General features: G+C 61.9%; 14 protein-coding genes. 4 read left to right on the top strand and 10 right to left on the bottom strand.

The annotated features are described in order from the left end of the window. Positions 1-6: 6 nt before the first annotated feature. The 7 genes from acpP to KO539_RS01390 form a co-directional block, all read right to left on the bottom strand. Positions 7-246 carry an acyl carrier protein gene (acpP, locus tag KO539_RS01360; protein ID WP_008449912.1) on the bottom strand — a complete coding sequence of 80 codons (240 nt, stop codon included), beginning with the start codon at positions 244-246 and terminating at the stop codon, positions 7-9. A gap of 178 nt (positions 247-424) precedes the next feature. Further along, a complete protein-coding gene (gene fabG, locus KO539_RS01365; RefSeq protein WP_035820245.1) occupies positions 425-1168 on the bottom strand; it encodes a 3-oxoacyl-ACP reductase FabG in 744 nt (247 codons plus the stop codon). Between the two features lie 53 nt (positions 1169-1221). Next, positions 1222-2163 carry an ACP S-malonyltransferase gene (gene fabD, locus KO539_RS01370; protein WP_219306992.1) on the bottom strand — a complete coding sequence of 314 codons (942 nt, stop codon included), beginning with the start codon at positions 2161-2163 and terminating at the stop codon, positions 1222-1224. A gap of 93 nt (positions 2164-2256) precedes the next feature. Further along, positions 2257-3255, bottom strand: coding sequence for a beta-ketoacyl-ACP synthase III (locus KO539_RS01375; protein ID WP_219306993.1), 999 nt, complete (start codon positions 3253-3255; stop codon positions 2257-2259). Positions 3256-3270: 15 nt separating this feature from the next. Then, positions 3271-4338 carry a phosphate acyltransferase PlsX gene (gene plsX, locus KO539_RS01380; protein WP_035820253.1) on the bottom strand — a complete coding sequence of 356 codons (1068 nt, stop codon included), beginning with the start codon at positions 4336-4338 and terminating at the stop codon, positions 3271-3273. A 210-nt stretch (positions 4339-4548) separates the two neighbouring features. Continuing rightward, the gene (gene rpmF, locus KO539_RS01385; RefSeq protein ID WP_034749653.1) at positions 4549-4731 is read right to left on the bottom strand and encodes a 50S ribosomal protein L32; all 183 of its coding nucleotides are present in this window, start codon (positions 4729-4731) and stop codon (positions 4549-4551) included. Positions 4732-4933: 202 nt separating this feature from the next. Continuing rightward, complete coding sequence (locus tag KO539_RS01390; RefSeq protein WP_034779242.1) at positions 4934-5431, bottom strand: DUF177 domain-containing protein; 498 nt, start codon at positions 5429-5431, stop codon at positions 4934-4936. A gap of 221 nt (positions 5432-5652) precedes the next feature. Here KO539_RS01390 and KO539_RS01395 point away from each other — a divergent pair, with 221 nt between their 5' ends. Beyond that, positions 5653-6261, top strand: coding sequence for a Maf-like protein (locus KO539_RS01395; protein ID WP_219306994.1), 609 nt, complete (start codon positions 5653-5655; stop codon positions 6259-6261). 17 nt (positions 6262-6278) lie between these two features. Next, positions 6279-7028 (top strand): SAM-dependent methyltransferase, encoded by a 750-nt coding sequence (locus KO539_RS01400; protein ID WP_219306995.1) that lies wholly within the window; start codon positions 6279-6281, stop codon positions 7026-7028. A gap of 77 nt (positions 7029-7105) precedes the next feature. On the opposite strand, the gene KO539_RS01405 is transcribed toward KO539_RS01400, so the two are convergent. Beyond that, on the bottom strand, positions 7106-8023 hold the full coding sequence (locus KO539_RS01405) for a 23S rRNA (adenine(2030)-N(6))-methyltransferase RlmJ (RefSeq protein ID WP_034749665.1): 918 nt from the start codon (positions 8021-8023) through the stop codon (positions 7106-7108). Here KO539_RS01405 and KO539_RS01410 point away from each other — a divergent pair. Continuing rightward, a complete protein-coding gene (locus KO539_RS01410) occupies positions 7943-8248 on the top strand; it encodes a hypothetical protein (RefSeq protein ID WP_219308710.1) in 306 nt (101 codons plus the stop codon). The genes KO539_RS01405 and KO539_RS01410 overlap by 81 nt on opposite strands. Before the next feature lie 53 nt (positions 8249-8301). Next, the gene (locus KO539_RS01415) at positions 8302-8730 is read left to right on the top strand and encodes a thioredoxin family protein (RefSeq protein ID WP_219306996.1); all 429 of its coding nucleotides are present in this window, start codon (positions 8302-8304) and stop codon (positions 8728-8730) included. 6 nt (positions 8731-8736) lie between these two features. On the opposite strand, the gene KO539_RS01420 is transcribed toward KO539_RS01415, so the two are convergent. Continuing rightward, entirely contained in the window at positions 8737-11010 is a 2274-nt protein-coding gene (locus tag KO539_RS01420; protein WP_219306997.1) for a xanthine dehydrogenase family protein molybdopterin-binding subunit, read from the bottom strand. A 17-nt stretch (positions 11011-11027) separates the two neighbouring features. Beyond that, positions 11028-14144 (bottom strand): EAL domain-containing protein, encoded by a 3117-nt coding sequence (locus KO539_RS01425; RefSeq protein ID WP_219306998.1) that lies wholly within the window; start codon positions 14142-14144, stop codon positions 11028-11030. Positions 14145-14207: the final 63 nt, after the last annotated feature.

Raw genomic sequence — 14207 nt, forward strand, 5'->3', positions numbered from 1 at the left:
ACAGGCTTAGGCCTTGACGTGTGCGGTGGCGTAGTCGATCGCCTGTTGCACGGTGGTGATTTTTTCAGCTTGTTCGTCAGGAATTTCCATTTCGAATTCGTCTTCCAGGGCCATGACCAGTTCCACGGTGTCCAGGGAATCGGCGCCGAGATCGTCGACGAAGGAGGATTCGATTTTGATGTCTGCTTCTGCAACGCCCAGTTGCTCAGCGACGATTTTCTTAACGCGTTGTTCGATATCCGACATGTTATGGCTCCAAAGTGTGTGTTACGGAAAGTGCGCGCATTTTATCAGGTTTGCGCGTCCGAATACTAATTTCGGTGTCTGCTGCTAATTCGACCGAAGCTGCTGCTAAAAGATGCGATTATAGACAAAAACGGCCGTTGAATCATGCCACAAACGCCCGCCCTGTCTAGCTTTCACATCAATTCATGTACATTCCACCGTTCACGTGCAGGGTCGTGCCCGTGATATATGCCGCTTGCGGCGAAGCCAGAAAGGCCACCGCCGCCGCCACGTCTTCCGGTTTGCCCAGGCGGGACAGGGGAATTTGCGTCAACAGTGCCGCGTGCTGCTCTTCGCTCAGGGCCTTGGTCATGTCGGTATCGATGAAGCCCGGCGCGATGCAGTTCACGGTAATGTTGCGGCTGCCGATTTCGCGCGCCAGGGCGCGGCTCATGCCTTCCACGCCAGCCTTGGCCGCCGCGTAATTCATTTGCCCCGGATTGCCCGACGACGCCACCACCGACGTGATATTAATGATACGCCCAGTTTTGGCTTTCATCATGCCGCGCAGTACCGCCCGCGACAAACGGCCGACGGCCGACAGGTTCGTCGAGATAACGCTGTCCCACTCTTCATCCTTCATGCGCATGGCCAGCTGGTCTTGCGTGATGCCCGCATTGTTGACCAGGATCGACAGGCTGCCGTAGGTTTTCTGCACTTCGTCGACGACGGCCGCGCAGCGCGCCGCATCGGTCACGTTCAGTACCAGCCCCTTGCCCGCCACGCCTTCGGCGGCCAGGTAATCGGTGATCGCTTGCGCGCCGCTTTCCGAGGTGGCGGTGCCAACCACGGTGGCACCCTGCTTGCCCAGTTCGGTGGCGATGGCGCGGCCGATGCCGCGCGAAGCGCCCGTGACCAGCACGACTTGATTTGCTAAATTCATGAGTATCCTTAAAGATGGCTGACGGCAGCCACAGCTACACTGCCGTCTGCTGTTTACTTGAGCTGCGTCAAAATGCGTTCCAGCGATGCCTGGTCGACGATAGCGTCGCCCACCAGTACCGGATCGATGCGCTTGGCCAGGCCCATCAGGACCTTGCCCGGACCGCATTCGATCACTTGCGTGATGCCGTCGGCCGCCACTTTTTGCATGGTTTCGACCCAGCGCACGGGGCTGGCCGCCTGGCGCACGAGCGCATCCTTGATGCCGGCCACGTCGTTGACGATGGCCACGTCGACGTTGTTGATCAGGGCGATTTGCGGCGCCGAGAACGTCAAGCCGGCCATATACTCGCGCAAGCGGTCCGATGCCGGCTTCAGCAGCGACGAGTGGAATGGCGCGGAGACGGGCAGCTTCATGGCGCGCTTGGCTCCCTTGGCCTTGGCCAGTTCGCAGGCGCGCTCGACGGCCGCCGTATGGCCAGCGATGACGACTTGCGCTGGCGCATTGAAATTGACGGGCTCGACCACCAGGGCCGGATTTTCCGCCGCCGCTTCCGCACAGGCGGCGCGCACGTCGTCGTCCGACAGGCCCAGCACGACAGCCATCGTGCCCTGCCCCACGGGCACGGCTTCCTGCATCGCTTGCGCGCGGAAACGCACGAGCGGCACGGCGTCCTTGAACGAGATGACGCCAGCGGCGACCAGCGCCGAATATTCACCGAGACTGTGACCGGCCACGACCGTCGGCACGGGGCCGCCAGCCGCCAGCCAGGCGCGATAAAAGGCCACGGCCGCCGTCAGCATCACCGGTTGCGTGTTGGTGGTCAGATCCAGCTCTTCCTTCGGACCTTCGGCGATCAGCTTGCCCAGGTCGAATTGCAGGGCGTTCGACGCTTCGGCGACGGTCTGCGCAACCACAGGGTTGCCGGCGAAACCGTCGAGCATCGCAATCGCTTGCGAGCCTTGGCCTGGGAAAACAAATGCAAATTGTGTCATGTCAACTCCGTTTTTTTACTATTTATTCAGAGAACCAAATGCAACTGCTGGGGTACGACCCGACGGTCGGACCCCGAAATCAGCCTTCGGCCATCACATCTTTGCCAGCACAGCGCCCCAGGTAAAGCCGCCGCCCACGCCTTCCATCATGACGTTGTCGCCCTTCTTGACGCGGCCATCGCGCACGGCGATGTCGAGCGCCAGCGGGATCGAGGCGGCCGAGGTGTTGCCATGCTGGTCGACGGTGACCACCATCTTTGCCAAAGGCAAGCCGAGTTTCTTGGCCGTACTGTTCATGATGCGAATGTTCGCCTGGTGCGGGATCAGCCAGTCGATCTGGTCCGACGTCATGTTGGCGTGCTCCAGGGCTTCGTGCGCAACTTTCTCCAGCACGGACACGGCCAGCTTGAACACGGCTGGGCCATCCATGTAGAGGAAGGCGCTGCCGTCCAGCGCGCCGCCAGCCAGGCTGCCGGGAACGCTGAGGATGTTCGAGTGGCGGCCATCCGCGTGCAGCTTGGTGGCCAGGATGCCCGGCTCTTTTGACGCCGTCATGACGATGGCGCCGGCGCCGTCGCCGAACAGCACGCAAGTGCCGCGGTCGTCGAAATTGAGAATGCGCGAAAACACTTCGGCGCCGATCACCAGCACGTTTTTATGCATGCCCGACTGGATGAAGCTGTCGGCCGTGGCCACCGCATACACGAAACCGCTGCAGACGGCTTGCACGTCGACGGCGGCGCAGTTGTTCGTGATGCCCAGCTTGTTTTGCACGATGCAGGCGGTGCTGGGGAAGCTGCCGAAGAAATCGGGGGTCGAGCTGGCAACGATGATCAGGTCCAGGTCGTTGCCGCTCAGGCCAGCCATTTCCAGGGCCTTTTTGGCCGCTTCCACGCCCAGGTCCGAGGAGTTTTGCGACGGCGCCGCGTAATGGCGCGCCGAAATGCCGCTGCGCGACACAATCCATTCATCCGAGGTCTCGATGCCCTTGGCGGCGAGCTGTTCGGTCAAATCCTGGTTGGTGACGCGCTTCTCCGGCAAGTAGCTGCCGGTACCGATAATTTTGCTGTAAGTTTTGCTAAAAACAGTCATGCAAATACCCGTCCACTAAATGGTAGAGCTTGTTGATGTAGGTTCGTCCGGTACTGGCGTGCGCGGCATCAGCTCGGCGATCAGGCTGGCCAGGTGCGCTTGCACGTCATTTTTTGCCGCATCAAAGGCGCGGCGCAAGGCCCATTCGAACGAATAGGCATCGGCGCTGCCATGGCTCTTGAAAACGAGACCACGCAAGCCCAGCAGGCTGGCGCCGTTGTAACGCGATGGATTCAGGCGGTTGCCGATGGCTTTCAGGGCCCCGCGGGCGATCAGTGCGCCCAGCATGGTAATCGGATTGCGCTTGAATTCGGAAGTGAGCACGTCTTTCATGAAGCGCGCCAGGCCTTCGATGGCTTTCAGGGTCACATTGCCGACAAAACCGTCACAGACGACGATATCGGTCGTGCCCTTGAAGATATCATTGCCTTCCACGTTGCCGTAGAAGTTCAGCGCACCACGCTCGTGGTCGGCCTGCAGCAGCTTCGAGGTGAGTTTCACCACTTCATTGCCCTTGATATCTTCCGTGCCCACGTTCAGCAAGCCGATCGTCGGGCGTTCGATACCTTCCATGGCGGACACGAGCACGGAACCCATGATGGCGAACTGGTGCAAGTGATGCGGTTCGCAATCGACGTTCGCGCCCAGGTCCAGCATGTAGGTCGGGCCGTTCTTTTGATTCGGCAAGATGCTGCAGATGGCCGGGCGGTCGACGCCGGACATGGTTTTCAGTACGTAGCGCGACACGGCCATCAGGGCTGCCGTATTGCCGGCGGAAACGGAGGCTTGCGCCACGCCGCTCTTGACCTGTTCGATGGCCACGCGCATGGAGGAATCCTTCTTGCGGCGCAGAGCCACTTCCAGGGGATCGTCCATGGTAACTTGTTCGGAGGCATGCAATACCGACAGGCGCGGATGCGTGTCGGCTTTATGTTTTTTCAGTTCGGCACGGATCACGTCTTCCAATCCAACAAGGATCAGTTCGGCTTCAGGCTCATGTTTTACGAAGGAAATTGCTGCGGGGATAGTGACTGAGGGACCGTGATCTCCGCCCATGCAGTCGATAGAAATTTTGATTGTCATTTGTGTTGATTCAATACCGCTGCGGGCGTGCGGCAAGATGTGAATCGGACTGGAGCATATGCAGGGCGCAGCATGTCATGCACCGCCTGAGCAAGCTTGATTCAAAATGACGGGTGCGCAAGATGAATTGCAGCCGATAAAAAAGAAGAAGCGGCGCCACGCCGAATAACCACGCAACACCGCTTTCATCTTACCCAACAAAAACGTCGATTACTCGTCGTTTTTGGTCTTCAACACTTTACGGCCACGATAGAAGCCGTTAGGGCTGATATGGTGACGCATGTGTGTTTCGCCGGTAACTGGCTCGACGCTCAATTGCGGCGCGACCAGGAAGTCGTGCGAACGGTGCATGCCGCGCTTGGAAGGGGTTTTCTTGTTCTGTTGAACTGCCATGATGACTCCTAATACATAAGTTCTAAAATTTTAGCACAATCGATTGGCAAATACATGCGAATCGAGTATCCCAGCGGCAAAGACTACCCGAAAATAGCCCGGACCGACATCGTTTATTACAATTACATTTCACTACACTTGCCATACTCGATTACTACACGCGTTTGACACGTTCCTTGATGGGGAAAACCCCTTTACTACTTTATTCTGGCTTCAAGTCTTTCAGTGCCGCAAACGGCGACTTCTTTTCAGTCTTGAGAGCATCGAGCTGCGCCGTATCGGGGCAGACGTCGTGTTTGGGTACCTGCGGCAGGGCCAGCAAGGCTTCATCTTCGATCAGGGCCGCGGCATCCATGCTGCGGCTGCCGACGATCACGTCGATCGATTCATCGTTGATGATTTCTTCGATCTCGTCCGCGTGCTCGTCATCCTTGCCCAGCATCAGAGTGGTCGTCGAATCAATTGCGTAAGCATACGGAGTCAGGCAGCGCTGGCAAACCAGCTGAACGGTGCCGTTGACCGACAAGGTCAGTTGTGGGTAGCCCAGCTTGCTGGTGCCGCCGACGATCTTCCAGGCGATCTCGCCGGAACTATCTGCACAATCCTTGGTCAACCGGGTCATTTCAGCGACAGGAGTTACACCCTCGCGGCTCCCGCTGATACGACAAAAATCAAAGGCGTCGATCACAAAAGCATTCATTGGTAGAAAATTTCCCCGGAAAACCTGCGATAATAACAGGGTTTTTAGCACGGAGTCAAAGGCTAAGCATCTTTTTTGACGCAATCATTGCCATCAACATGACAACTTCATCAACACCGTCATGCCGCATGGAGCCTCGTTGTGGGCTCTGCGCCCTGGAACCACGTGAAATTCCACTGACATCGACCAGCGCGGCCATGCCGGCCGCCATCCACTACCGAATGATACCAACTTCCGCCCCATTGCGCTTGATTCTTGCATCAAGTTCGACCTACCGCAAGGAATTGCTGGAACGCCTGCGCCTGCCTTTCGAGGTGGCCGTGCCCGATCTCGACGAAAGCCCCCTGCCCGGTGAAAGCCCCAGCGCCACGGCCCTGCGCTTGGCCCAGGCCAAGGCACAAGCCGTGCTCGACCGCTACCCTGGCAGCCTCGTCATCGGCTCCGACCAGGTCGCCACCCTCGACGGCGCACAGATCGGCAAGCCCGGCAACCATGCCAACGCCTTGCTGCAGCTGCAAACCATGCGCGGGCGCCAGACCGTGTTCCACACGGCACTGTGCCTGCTCGACGGCCGCCAGGCGTTGCCTGTGGCGCAAGTGGAAGACGTCCAGACCCTCGTCACCGTGCGCGACTTGCCCGATGCCGAGCTGGACGCCTACCTGCGCATCGAGCAACCGTACGACTGCGCCGGCAGCGCCAAGAACGAAGGCCTGGGCATCGCCCTGCTTGAACGTATCGACAGCACCGACCCGACCGCCCTCACCGGCTTGCCGCTGATCGCCCTGACCGGCATGCTGCGCAAGGCGGGCGTGACGTTTTTCACCATTTAATTACCGACAAGAAGAATATGACCGGCACCCTGTACCTGATTCCCAACCACCTCGGCCTCTCTGACAGCCCGGCCGACCCGCTGGCCCACATCATTCCAGAGCAAGTACGGCAGATCACGTCGCAGCTCGATTATTTCGTTGCGGAAAACGCCAAGACGGCGCGCGCCTTTTTGAAATTGATCGCTAACCAGCATCCGCTGGCCAAGCCGCTGCAGGAAATCACGATTTCCGAACTGAACGTGAATACTCCGGCGCAAGCGCTGGCCGGCTTGCTGGCGCCTCTGCTGGCTGGGCGCGATGCGGGCCTCGTATCGGAAGCGGGCGTGCCCGCCGTGGCCGACCCCGGCGCCGATCTGGTGCGCCTGGCGCATCAGCACGGCATTAAAGTGCGCCCGCTGGTGGGGCCGTCGTCGATCCTGCTGGCCGTGATGGCCAGCGGCTTGAATGGCCAGAGCTTTGCCTTCAACGGCTACCTGCCCACGGACGCCGCCCTGCGCGCCAAGCGCATCAAGGAACTGGAAAGCCGCTCGCGCAATGAAAAGCAGACCCAGTTGTTCATCGAAACGCCGTACCGCAACGCCGCCATGCTCGAAGCGCTCGTGGCGCAATGCGCGCCGTCGACCCTGATCTGCGTCGCCACCGACCTGAGCCTGGACACGGAAAGCGTGCAGACGTGGAATGGTGGTCAGTGGAAGAAACAATTGGCCACCGGCAAGGCGCCTGACTTCCACAAGAAACCGACCGTGTTCCTGTTGCTGGGACAGTAATCTCCCGTCCATAAAAAAAACGCCACGATCGAATGATCGTGGCGTTTTTTATTGCGGCGCTACCAAGCCGAGTATGACTACACTCTTCTTGTGCCCGTATTTTTCTGTCCGCCCTTGCCCGTTTCCAATACAAACTTCGCGCCATCGTCGCGGCCCAACACTTTGACCAGGTACGGCATGACTTCGCGCAACATCGGCTCCAGGGTGTACGGCGGGTTCAAGATGAACATGCCGCTGCTGTGCAAGCCGAAACCGTCCGGCGACGGGGTGTTGACCGTCAGGGTTACGTGCAGCCAGTCCGAGCTGGGCAGCTGCTTGAGCTTGTCGGCGAACTGGCGCGATTCCATGCGCTGCAGCACCGGGTACCAGACGGCATACATGCCCGAGGGGAAGCGCACGAGAGCGTCGGCCAGGGTGTCCTTGACCTTGCGGTAATCCATCTTGTCTTCATACGGCGGGTCGATCAGCACCAGCGCGCGGCGCGATGGCGGCGGCAGCAGGGCTTTCAGGCTCTGGAAGCCGTCGGCCTTGGTGATGAGCACGCGCTTGCCGCGCACGGTAGGACGCTCGCCCTGGGCCAGCGCATGCGCCTCGACCTTGCGGAAGTTGTCGGCCAGAATCTTTGCATCGGCTGGATGCAGCTCGAACAGGCGCAGACGGTCTTGCTCGCGGCTGACCTTGTCGGCGCAGTACGGCGAACCCGGGTAGTAGCGCATCTTGCCGCTCGGATTCATTTCCTTGATCAGCTTCATGTACTCGGCCAGCGAGGCCGGCAGGTCCGTGCGGTCCCACAGGGGCGCGATGCCCGTTTCGTACTCGGCGTTTTTCGAGGCATAACCGCCGTCGAGCGCATACACGCCCGCGCCGGAGTGGGTATCGATATAACTATAGGCGGTATCTTTTTGATTCAGATATTGCAACAACTGAATCTGCACATAATGTTTCAACACATCGGCGTGATTACCCGCGTGAAAGGCGTGGCGGTAACTCAACATAAGCTGGCTAATTCCATAATAAAAATAAATAAAGGCGGGAGCGCTGACACCGGGCAGGGCATGAAAACAGACTGGAGGGGTCAGGCTGCGGGGCCAGGAAACAGCATGGACCAGCGTAATCAGCGCGCAATTACCAGCATTATCCACCAGAAAGGTCGATTGCATCAAAAAACCCGGCTAAACAAGCTCATGCATTACCAGGACTGGCGTCGCCGGGCGCGGTAGAATACGCGCATCGGGCGCCCGGCGCCCATCCGCCCTACTATATAGATACGACCATGCACAGTCTGACCCTCACGACCGACAACCGCGCCGACGTCGCCACAGCCCTGGCCGGCACGCGCTGGACGGTGGCCTGCCTGTGCGCGCTGTGGTGCGGCACTTGCGGCAGCTACCGCGCCACGTTCGAGGAACTGGCCGCGCGCCACCCGGACACCGTCTTCGTCTGGATCGATATCGAAGACCAGGCCGACGTGGTGGGCGACCTCGACATCGACAACTTCCCCACCCTGCTGATCCAGCACGAGGACAACGTGGCCTTCTTCGGCACCGTGCTGCCCGACGGCGGCCTGGCGCACCGCATGGTGCAGGCGCAGCAAGCGCTCAGCGGGGACGAACTGGCGGCGCTGGCCAGCAGCACGCAGGAACGGCGCGACTGGCAGCGCGACTGCAATCTGCGTCATTTACTGGCCGCCACCCTGGCTTGATGTAAATCAACTCAGGCGCAGCGGCAGGCTGCGCAGCCTTTTCCCCGTCAAACTGAACACGGCGTTGGCCACGGCCGGCGCAATTGGCGGCGTACCCGGTTCGCCCACGCCTTCCGGATGTTCGGCGCTGGCGATGATGATGGTTTCCACCTCGGGCGTTTGCCCCATGCGCAGCACGGGATAGTCGTGGAAATTGCCCTGCTCGACTTTCCCCTCCTTGAAGGATATCTCGCCGCCCAGCGCCGCCGACAGGCCGAACAGCACGGCCGATTCCATCTGCTGGGCGATGATGTTCGGATTGACGGCGATGCCGCAATCGATGGCGCACACCACGCGCTGCACGCGGATTTCGCCGTTTTCCACCGACACCTGCGCCACTTGCGCAACGATGCTGCCGAACGACTGGTGCAAGGCCACGCCATGCGCATGGCCGGGCGGCGGAGTGCCTGCTTTGGCAACTGCCGCGTCGAGCACGGCCAGGTGGCGCGGATGCTTCACCAGCATGGCGCGGCGGAAGGCAATGCCGTCCTGTCCCGCCGCGTGCGCCAGTTCATCGATAAAGCTTTCCTTGAAGAACGCGTTGTGCGAGTGGCCCACCGAGCGCCAGTAGCCGATCGGCACGGGGCTGTCGGCGATCACGTGGGCGATGCGCTGGTTGGCGATTTCATACGGCATGTCGAATTCGCCTTCGGCCGTGGTCTTGTCTGGCCCCGCCCCAGGCAAGCCGAAATTGCGCTGCAAAAACTGGTGCGTGATGGAGCCGCTGACGGATTTATTGTCCCAGGAAGCGATGCGGCCATGCTCGTCGAGGCGGGCCGCGAAGCGGGCCAGCGCGGCGGGACGGTACATATCGTGCCTAGTATCCTGTTCCCGCGTCCACACCAGCTGCACCGGCGCGCCACCGCACTGCAGCGCGATGGCGACGGCTTGCGCGATCATGTCCACTTCCAGGCGGCGGCCGAAACCACCACCGAGCAGCAGCACCTCGATGCTGACGTCCTTCGCGTCGACGCCGGCCACTTTCGCCGCCACATCGACGGCGATGCCGGGCGCCTGCGTCGAGACCCACAGCATCACCTTGCCATTTTTCACCTGCGCGGTGCAGTTGACGGGTTCCATGGCGGCGTGCGCGAGGAACGGCGCGCGGTACTCGGCGCTGACCTGGCGCATGCCCTGCACGGCTTTACCTTCCACTTCGCCGCTGGCGTGGTAGGCATAACCGGCTTCACTATCGAGCAGGCGGGCAAACTCCGCATACACGCCAGCGCTGGACAAATTCGCCTGCGGGCCAGCCTTCCACTGCGTCGGCAAGGCGGCCGCCGCCTGCTTGGCGCGCCACCAGGTGTCGGCCACCACGGCGGCGCACGAGACGCTGCGCTGGGCCAGCTGCGGCGTCAGGTCCAGCACCTTTTTCACGCCGGGCATGGCCAGCACGGGCGCCGCGTCGAAGGCGGACAGGGCATCGCCCAGGCGCGGCGGCAGATGCAGGGCCGCGTACAGCATCCCGGGCGGACGCGCATCGATGCCGAAACGCGCGCTGCCATTGACTTTCGATGGCGTGTCGCGGCGCGGCGCCGGCTGGCCGATCAGTTTGAAATCCTTGGGCGACTTCAGCACGGGCGTACCTGGGGCTATGCCGGCGGCGCGCTGCGCCAGGCTGGCGTAGCTGGCGCGCCGGCCGTCCGGGTGAACCACTTCGCCATTTTCCGTGCGGCATTGCGCGGCCGGCACCTGCCACAACGCGGCAGCGGCCCCCACCAGCATGGCGCGGGCCGACGCTCCCGCCTCGCGCATGGGACCCCAGCCATCCTTCACGCTTGACGAACCGCCCGTGACGATCACGCCCAGTTCGCGCGCCGCCTTGGCCACCGTCCACTGGGCCAGCGCTTTGACGCGTCCGTGGTCGTCCGGGTGGAAAGGCAAGCCATCCTGGAGCATGGCCACATTGCCGAAGATTTTATCCATGGGCGCCTGAATCAGCTTGACGCTGGCCAGCGGCACGTCGAGTTCCTCGGCCACCAGCATCGGCAAGGCCGTGTGCACGCCCTGCCCCATCTCGCTGCGCGGCATGGCGAGAATGACGCTGCCGTCGGTTTGAACGGCCAGCCAGCCATTGAGCGCCACGGCCCCATCGGCCACCGGCAGCGGCGCGCTGCCGTGCAGGCGCTGGCGCGGCGGCAGCACGCCCCAGCCCAGCACCAGGGCGCCCACGCCGGCCACGCCGAGGCCCAGGCCGCCGAGCAGGAAACGGCGACGCGACGTGTTTTTTTCTGCGGCCATGGGATACCCTTTATTCGTTAGTGATCGATCCAGCGCTCCAGCATATCCTGTGCCAGCACCGGACGGCTATAAAAATAACCTTGCGCCAGCTTGCAGCCATGGCGCAGCAGGAAAGCGGCCTGCTCTTCCGTCTCCACGCCTTCGGCGATCACGGACAATTGCATGCTCTTGCCCAACTGAATGATGGCAATCGCAATCGCTTCATCATTGACGTCGGTCGAGATATCCTTGATGAAGGAGCGGTCGATCTTCAGGGTTTGCACAGGCAGCTGTTTCAGATACGCGAGCGAGGAATAGCCGGTGCCGAAATCGTCGATGGCCAGGCCCACGCCGATGGCGTGCAAGTCGTTGATGAAACCGAGCGCGTCGCCCGTGTTCATGATGACGGACTCCGTCACTTCCAGTTGCAGCCGCTGGGGTTCCAGCCCCGTTTCTTTCAGAATGTCGGCCACCATGCCGGCGATGCTGCCACGCTCGAACTGCTTCACCGATAAATTCACGGCCATCTTCGGCACGTGCAAGCCCTGCGCCTGCCAGCGCATCATCTGGCGGCACGCCTCGTCGAGCACCCATTTGCCCAGCTGGTTGATGAAACCGCTGTCCTCGGCCAGCGGAATGAAGCGCGCCGGCGGCACCAGGCCCAGTTCCGGGTGGTTCCAGCGCACCAGCGCCTCGACGCCGACCAGCCGGCCCGTGTCGATTTCCACCTGCGGCTGGTAATTGAGGAACATTTCGTTCTTTTCCAGCGAGCGGCGCAAAAAGGTTTCCAGGCGCAGGCGCTCGACGCCTTCGCCCGTCATCGACGGCGCATAGAAGCGGTAGCCGTTGCGCCCGCGCGCCTTGGCCTGGTACATGGCCACGTCGGCATTGCGGATCAACATGTTCAAGTCCAGCGCATCATCCGGATACAGGCTGATGCCCACGCTGCAGGTGACGAACAGTTCGTGATCGGCCACCGTGAACGGCTGGTCGAACATGGTCATCAGCTTTTCCGCCACCTGCGTGGCGCCATACTCGCCGTCGACGCGTTCGAGCAGGACGATGAACTCGTCGCCGCCCAGACGCGCCAGCGTATCTCCTTCGCGCAGGCGGGCCGCCAGCTGGCCGGCCACCTTTTGCAGCAATTCGTCGCCCACATGGTGGCCCAGGGTGTCGTTGACGTTCTTGAAGCGGTCCAGGTCGATGAACAGCACGGCCAGCTGCTCCTGGTCGCGCGCGGCGCGCAGCAGCGCGTGCTGCAGGCGGTCGTGGAACAGCAGCCGGTTCGGCAGCGCCGTCAGCGGATCGTGGTGGGCCATGTGGTCGAGCTTTTCCTGCGACTCCTTGATCAGCGTGATATCGCTGAACACGCCCACGTAATGCGTGGTGCCGGCGCGCGCGTCGCGCACGGCGCTGATGGTCAGCCATTCCAGGTACAGTTCGCCATTCTTGCGCTGGTGCCAGATTTCGCCGCGCCAGAAACCGCTGGTTTTCAGCTCGTTCCACATGGCCTCGTAGAATGCCGAGTCATGGCGCGCCGAGCGTGTCAGCGACGAGTGCTGGCCCACCGCTTCGGCCTCGGCATAGCCGGTGATTTGCGTGAAGGCGGGGTTGACGGTGACGATGATGCCGCCGGCATCGACCACCATCACGCCGTCGGCGATATGTTCGAGCACGGTGGCCGACAAACGCAGTTTTTCCTCGGCTTCCTTGCGCGCCGTGATGTCGGCATACACCCAGATGCTGCCTTCATTGGGGCGCAGCGGATCGAGCGCGCAGCCGCTGACCAGCGCCCAGAACAGGCTGCCGTCGCGGCGCTGGTACTGGCGCTCCTCGCTGAAATCGCCGCCCATGGCCAGCGCCGGATACTGGCGCTCGCCCGCCTCCTCGAAGTCATACGAACTGGTAAACACGATGGCCGTCGAATTGCCCGTCATCTCGGCATGGTCGTAGCCGAACAGTTCCTCGCAGCGGCGGTTGACGGAAATGATGCGGCGGTGGCGCACGAACATCACGCCGAACATCACGTTGTCGAGAATCGCGCTCTGCTCCGTCAGCAGCGCTTCGATGCGCATCTCGTGGTGCTTGCGCTGGCTGATGTCGGCGATGATGCCGTCGACCCAGGTGACGCCCTGCTCGCCCGCCTGCGGCTGGCCATTCTCGGCCACCCAGCGCTCGATGCCGAAGGCGTCGAAGATGCGGTATTCCAGCGCATACGGCCGTACCTCGGCCACCGCCTGGCCGACGGCACGGCGGTGCGCGCGGCGGTCTTCCGGGCAGATCAGGTCTTCCCAGGCATGCGTGGTGCCGCGCATGAACTGGCGTGCCGAATAGCCGGAAATGTCTTCGATGGCGTCGCTGACGAAATCGATGGGGCCGTCGGGCCGGTAACGGAAGACGGCGCCCGGCACCTGCGTGACGATGGTGCGGAAGCGCTCTTCGCGCTGGCCCACGTCCTCGAACAGCTGGCCGATGGCCGCGCGCATTTGCTCGAGCTGGGCCGTCAGGCGACCCAGCTCGTCATTGCTGTGCGAGGTCAGGGGCGTGTCGAAATCGCCGTGCGACAGGCGGTCGGAAAAACGCGTCAGGCGGCGCAGCGGTTTGAGCAGGCGGCGGTTCAGGAACAGCACGATCAGCGCCATCGACACGGCCAGTTGCGCGCCCAGCACGAAAATATACGACATCTGCTTTTCGCGCAGCTCCTGCTGGCTGCGCGCATCGTCCATCTCGACGACGACGTGGCCGATGCGTTCGCCGCGCACGAGGATGTCGCGTTCGGCGCGGTACAGATTGCCCACGGGCCGCTGCGGCGCTTGCAGGCTGATGAATTCCGTGTCGCCCTGCCCCAGCACTTTCACCAGCAGCACGGAGCGGTCGCGCATCACTGACTCGACCAGCGAGTGGGCCGATTCCGCATTCATGTTCCACAGCGACTCCTGCATGCCCAGCGCCAGGATGTCGGCATTGCGCTGCAAGGCTTCGTTCAGGCTGGTGCGCGCAGACTGGCGCTCATGCACGCCGACCAGCACATAGCTGCCGAAGATGGCGGGCACGACGAGGCCGCCAAATACCACCAGCAGCAAGGCGCCATAGATCGACGAGCCGTACAGCACGCGCAGGCTGGCGCGCAGGCGCTGGTAAGGTGAATTAAACATGCGGCAACAGGGCAACAGGGATCAGGCGGGCGATCATTGACTTTACAGGGGAATCGGGTGGTC

This window comes from Janthinobacterium sp. NKUCC06_STL, assembly GCF_019345455.1.
GTDB lineage: Bacteria > Pseudomonadota > Gammaproteobacteria > Burkholderiales > Burkholderiaceae_D > Janthinobacterium > Janthinobacterium rivuli.

Bases quoted from the DNA above. Each gene is read 5' to 3' on its own strand.
- acpP (WP_008449912.1), bottom strand. From the start codon at position 246: ATGTCGGATATCGAACAACGCGTTAAGAAAATCGTCGCTGAGCAACTG.
- fabG (WP_035820245.1), bottom strand. From the start codon at position 1,168: ATGAATTTAGCAAATCAAGTCGTGCTGGTCACGGGCGCTTCGCGCGGC.
- fabD (WP_219306992.1), bottom strand. From the start codon at position 2,163: ATGACACAATTTGCATTTGTTTTCCCAGGCCAAGGCTCGCAAGCGATT.
- KO539_RS01375 (WP_219306993.1), bottom strand. From the start codon at position 3,255: ATGACTGTTTTTAGCAAAACTTACAGCAAAATTATCGGTACCGGCAGC.
- plsX (WP_035820253.1), bottom strand. From the start codon at position 4,338: ATGACAATCAAAATTTCTATCGACTGCATGGGCGGAGATCACGGTCCC.
- rpmF (WP_034749653.1), bottom strand. From the start codon at position 4,731: ATGGCAGTTCAACAGAACAAGAAAACCCCTTCCAAGCGCGGCATGCAC.
- KO539_RS01390 (WP_034779242.1), bottom strand. From the start codon at position 5,431: ATGAATGCTTTTGTGATCGACGCCTTTGATTTTTGTCGTATCAGCGGG.
- KO539_RS01395 (WP_219306994.1), top strand. From the start codon at position 5,653: ATGATACCAACTTCCGCCCCATTGCGCTTGATTCTTGCATCAAGTTCG.
- KO539_RS01400 (WP_219306995.1), top strand. From the start codon at position 6,279: ATGACCGGCACCCTGTACCTGATTCCCAACCACCTCGGCCTCTCTGAC.
- KO539_RS01405 (WP_034749665.1), bottom strand. From the start codon at position 8,023: ATGTTGAGTTACCGCCACGCCTTTCACGCGGGTAATCACGCCGATGTG.
- KO539_RS01415 (WP_219306996.1), top strand. From the start codon at position 8,302: ATGCACAGTCTGACCCTCACGACCGACAACCGCGCCGACGTCGCCACA.
- KO539_RS01420 (WP_219306997.1), bottom strand. From the start codon at position 11,010: ATGGCCGCAGAAAAAAACACGTCGCGTCGCCGTTTCCTGCTCGGCGGC.
- KO539_RS01425 (WP_219306998.1), bottom strand. From the start codon at position 14,144: ATGTTTAATTCACCTTACCAGCGCCTGCGCGCCAGCCTGCGCGTGCTG.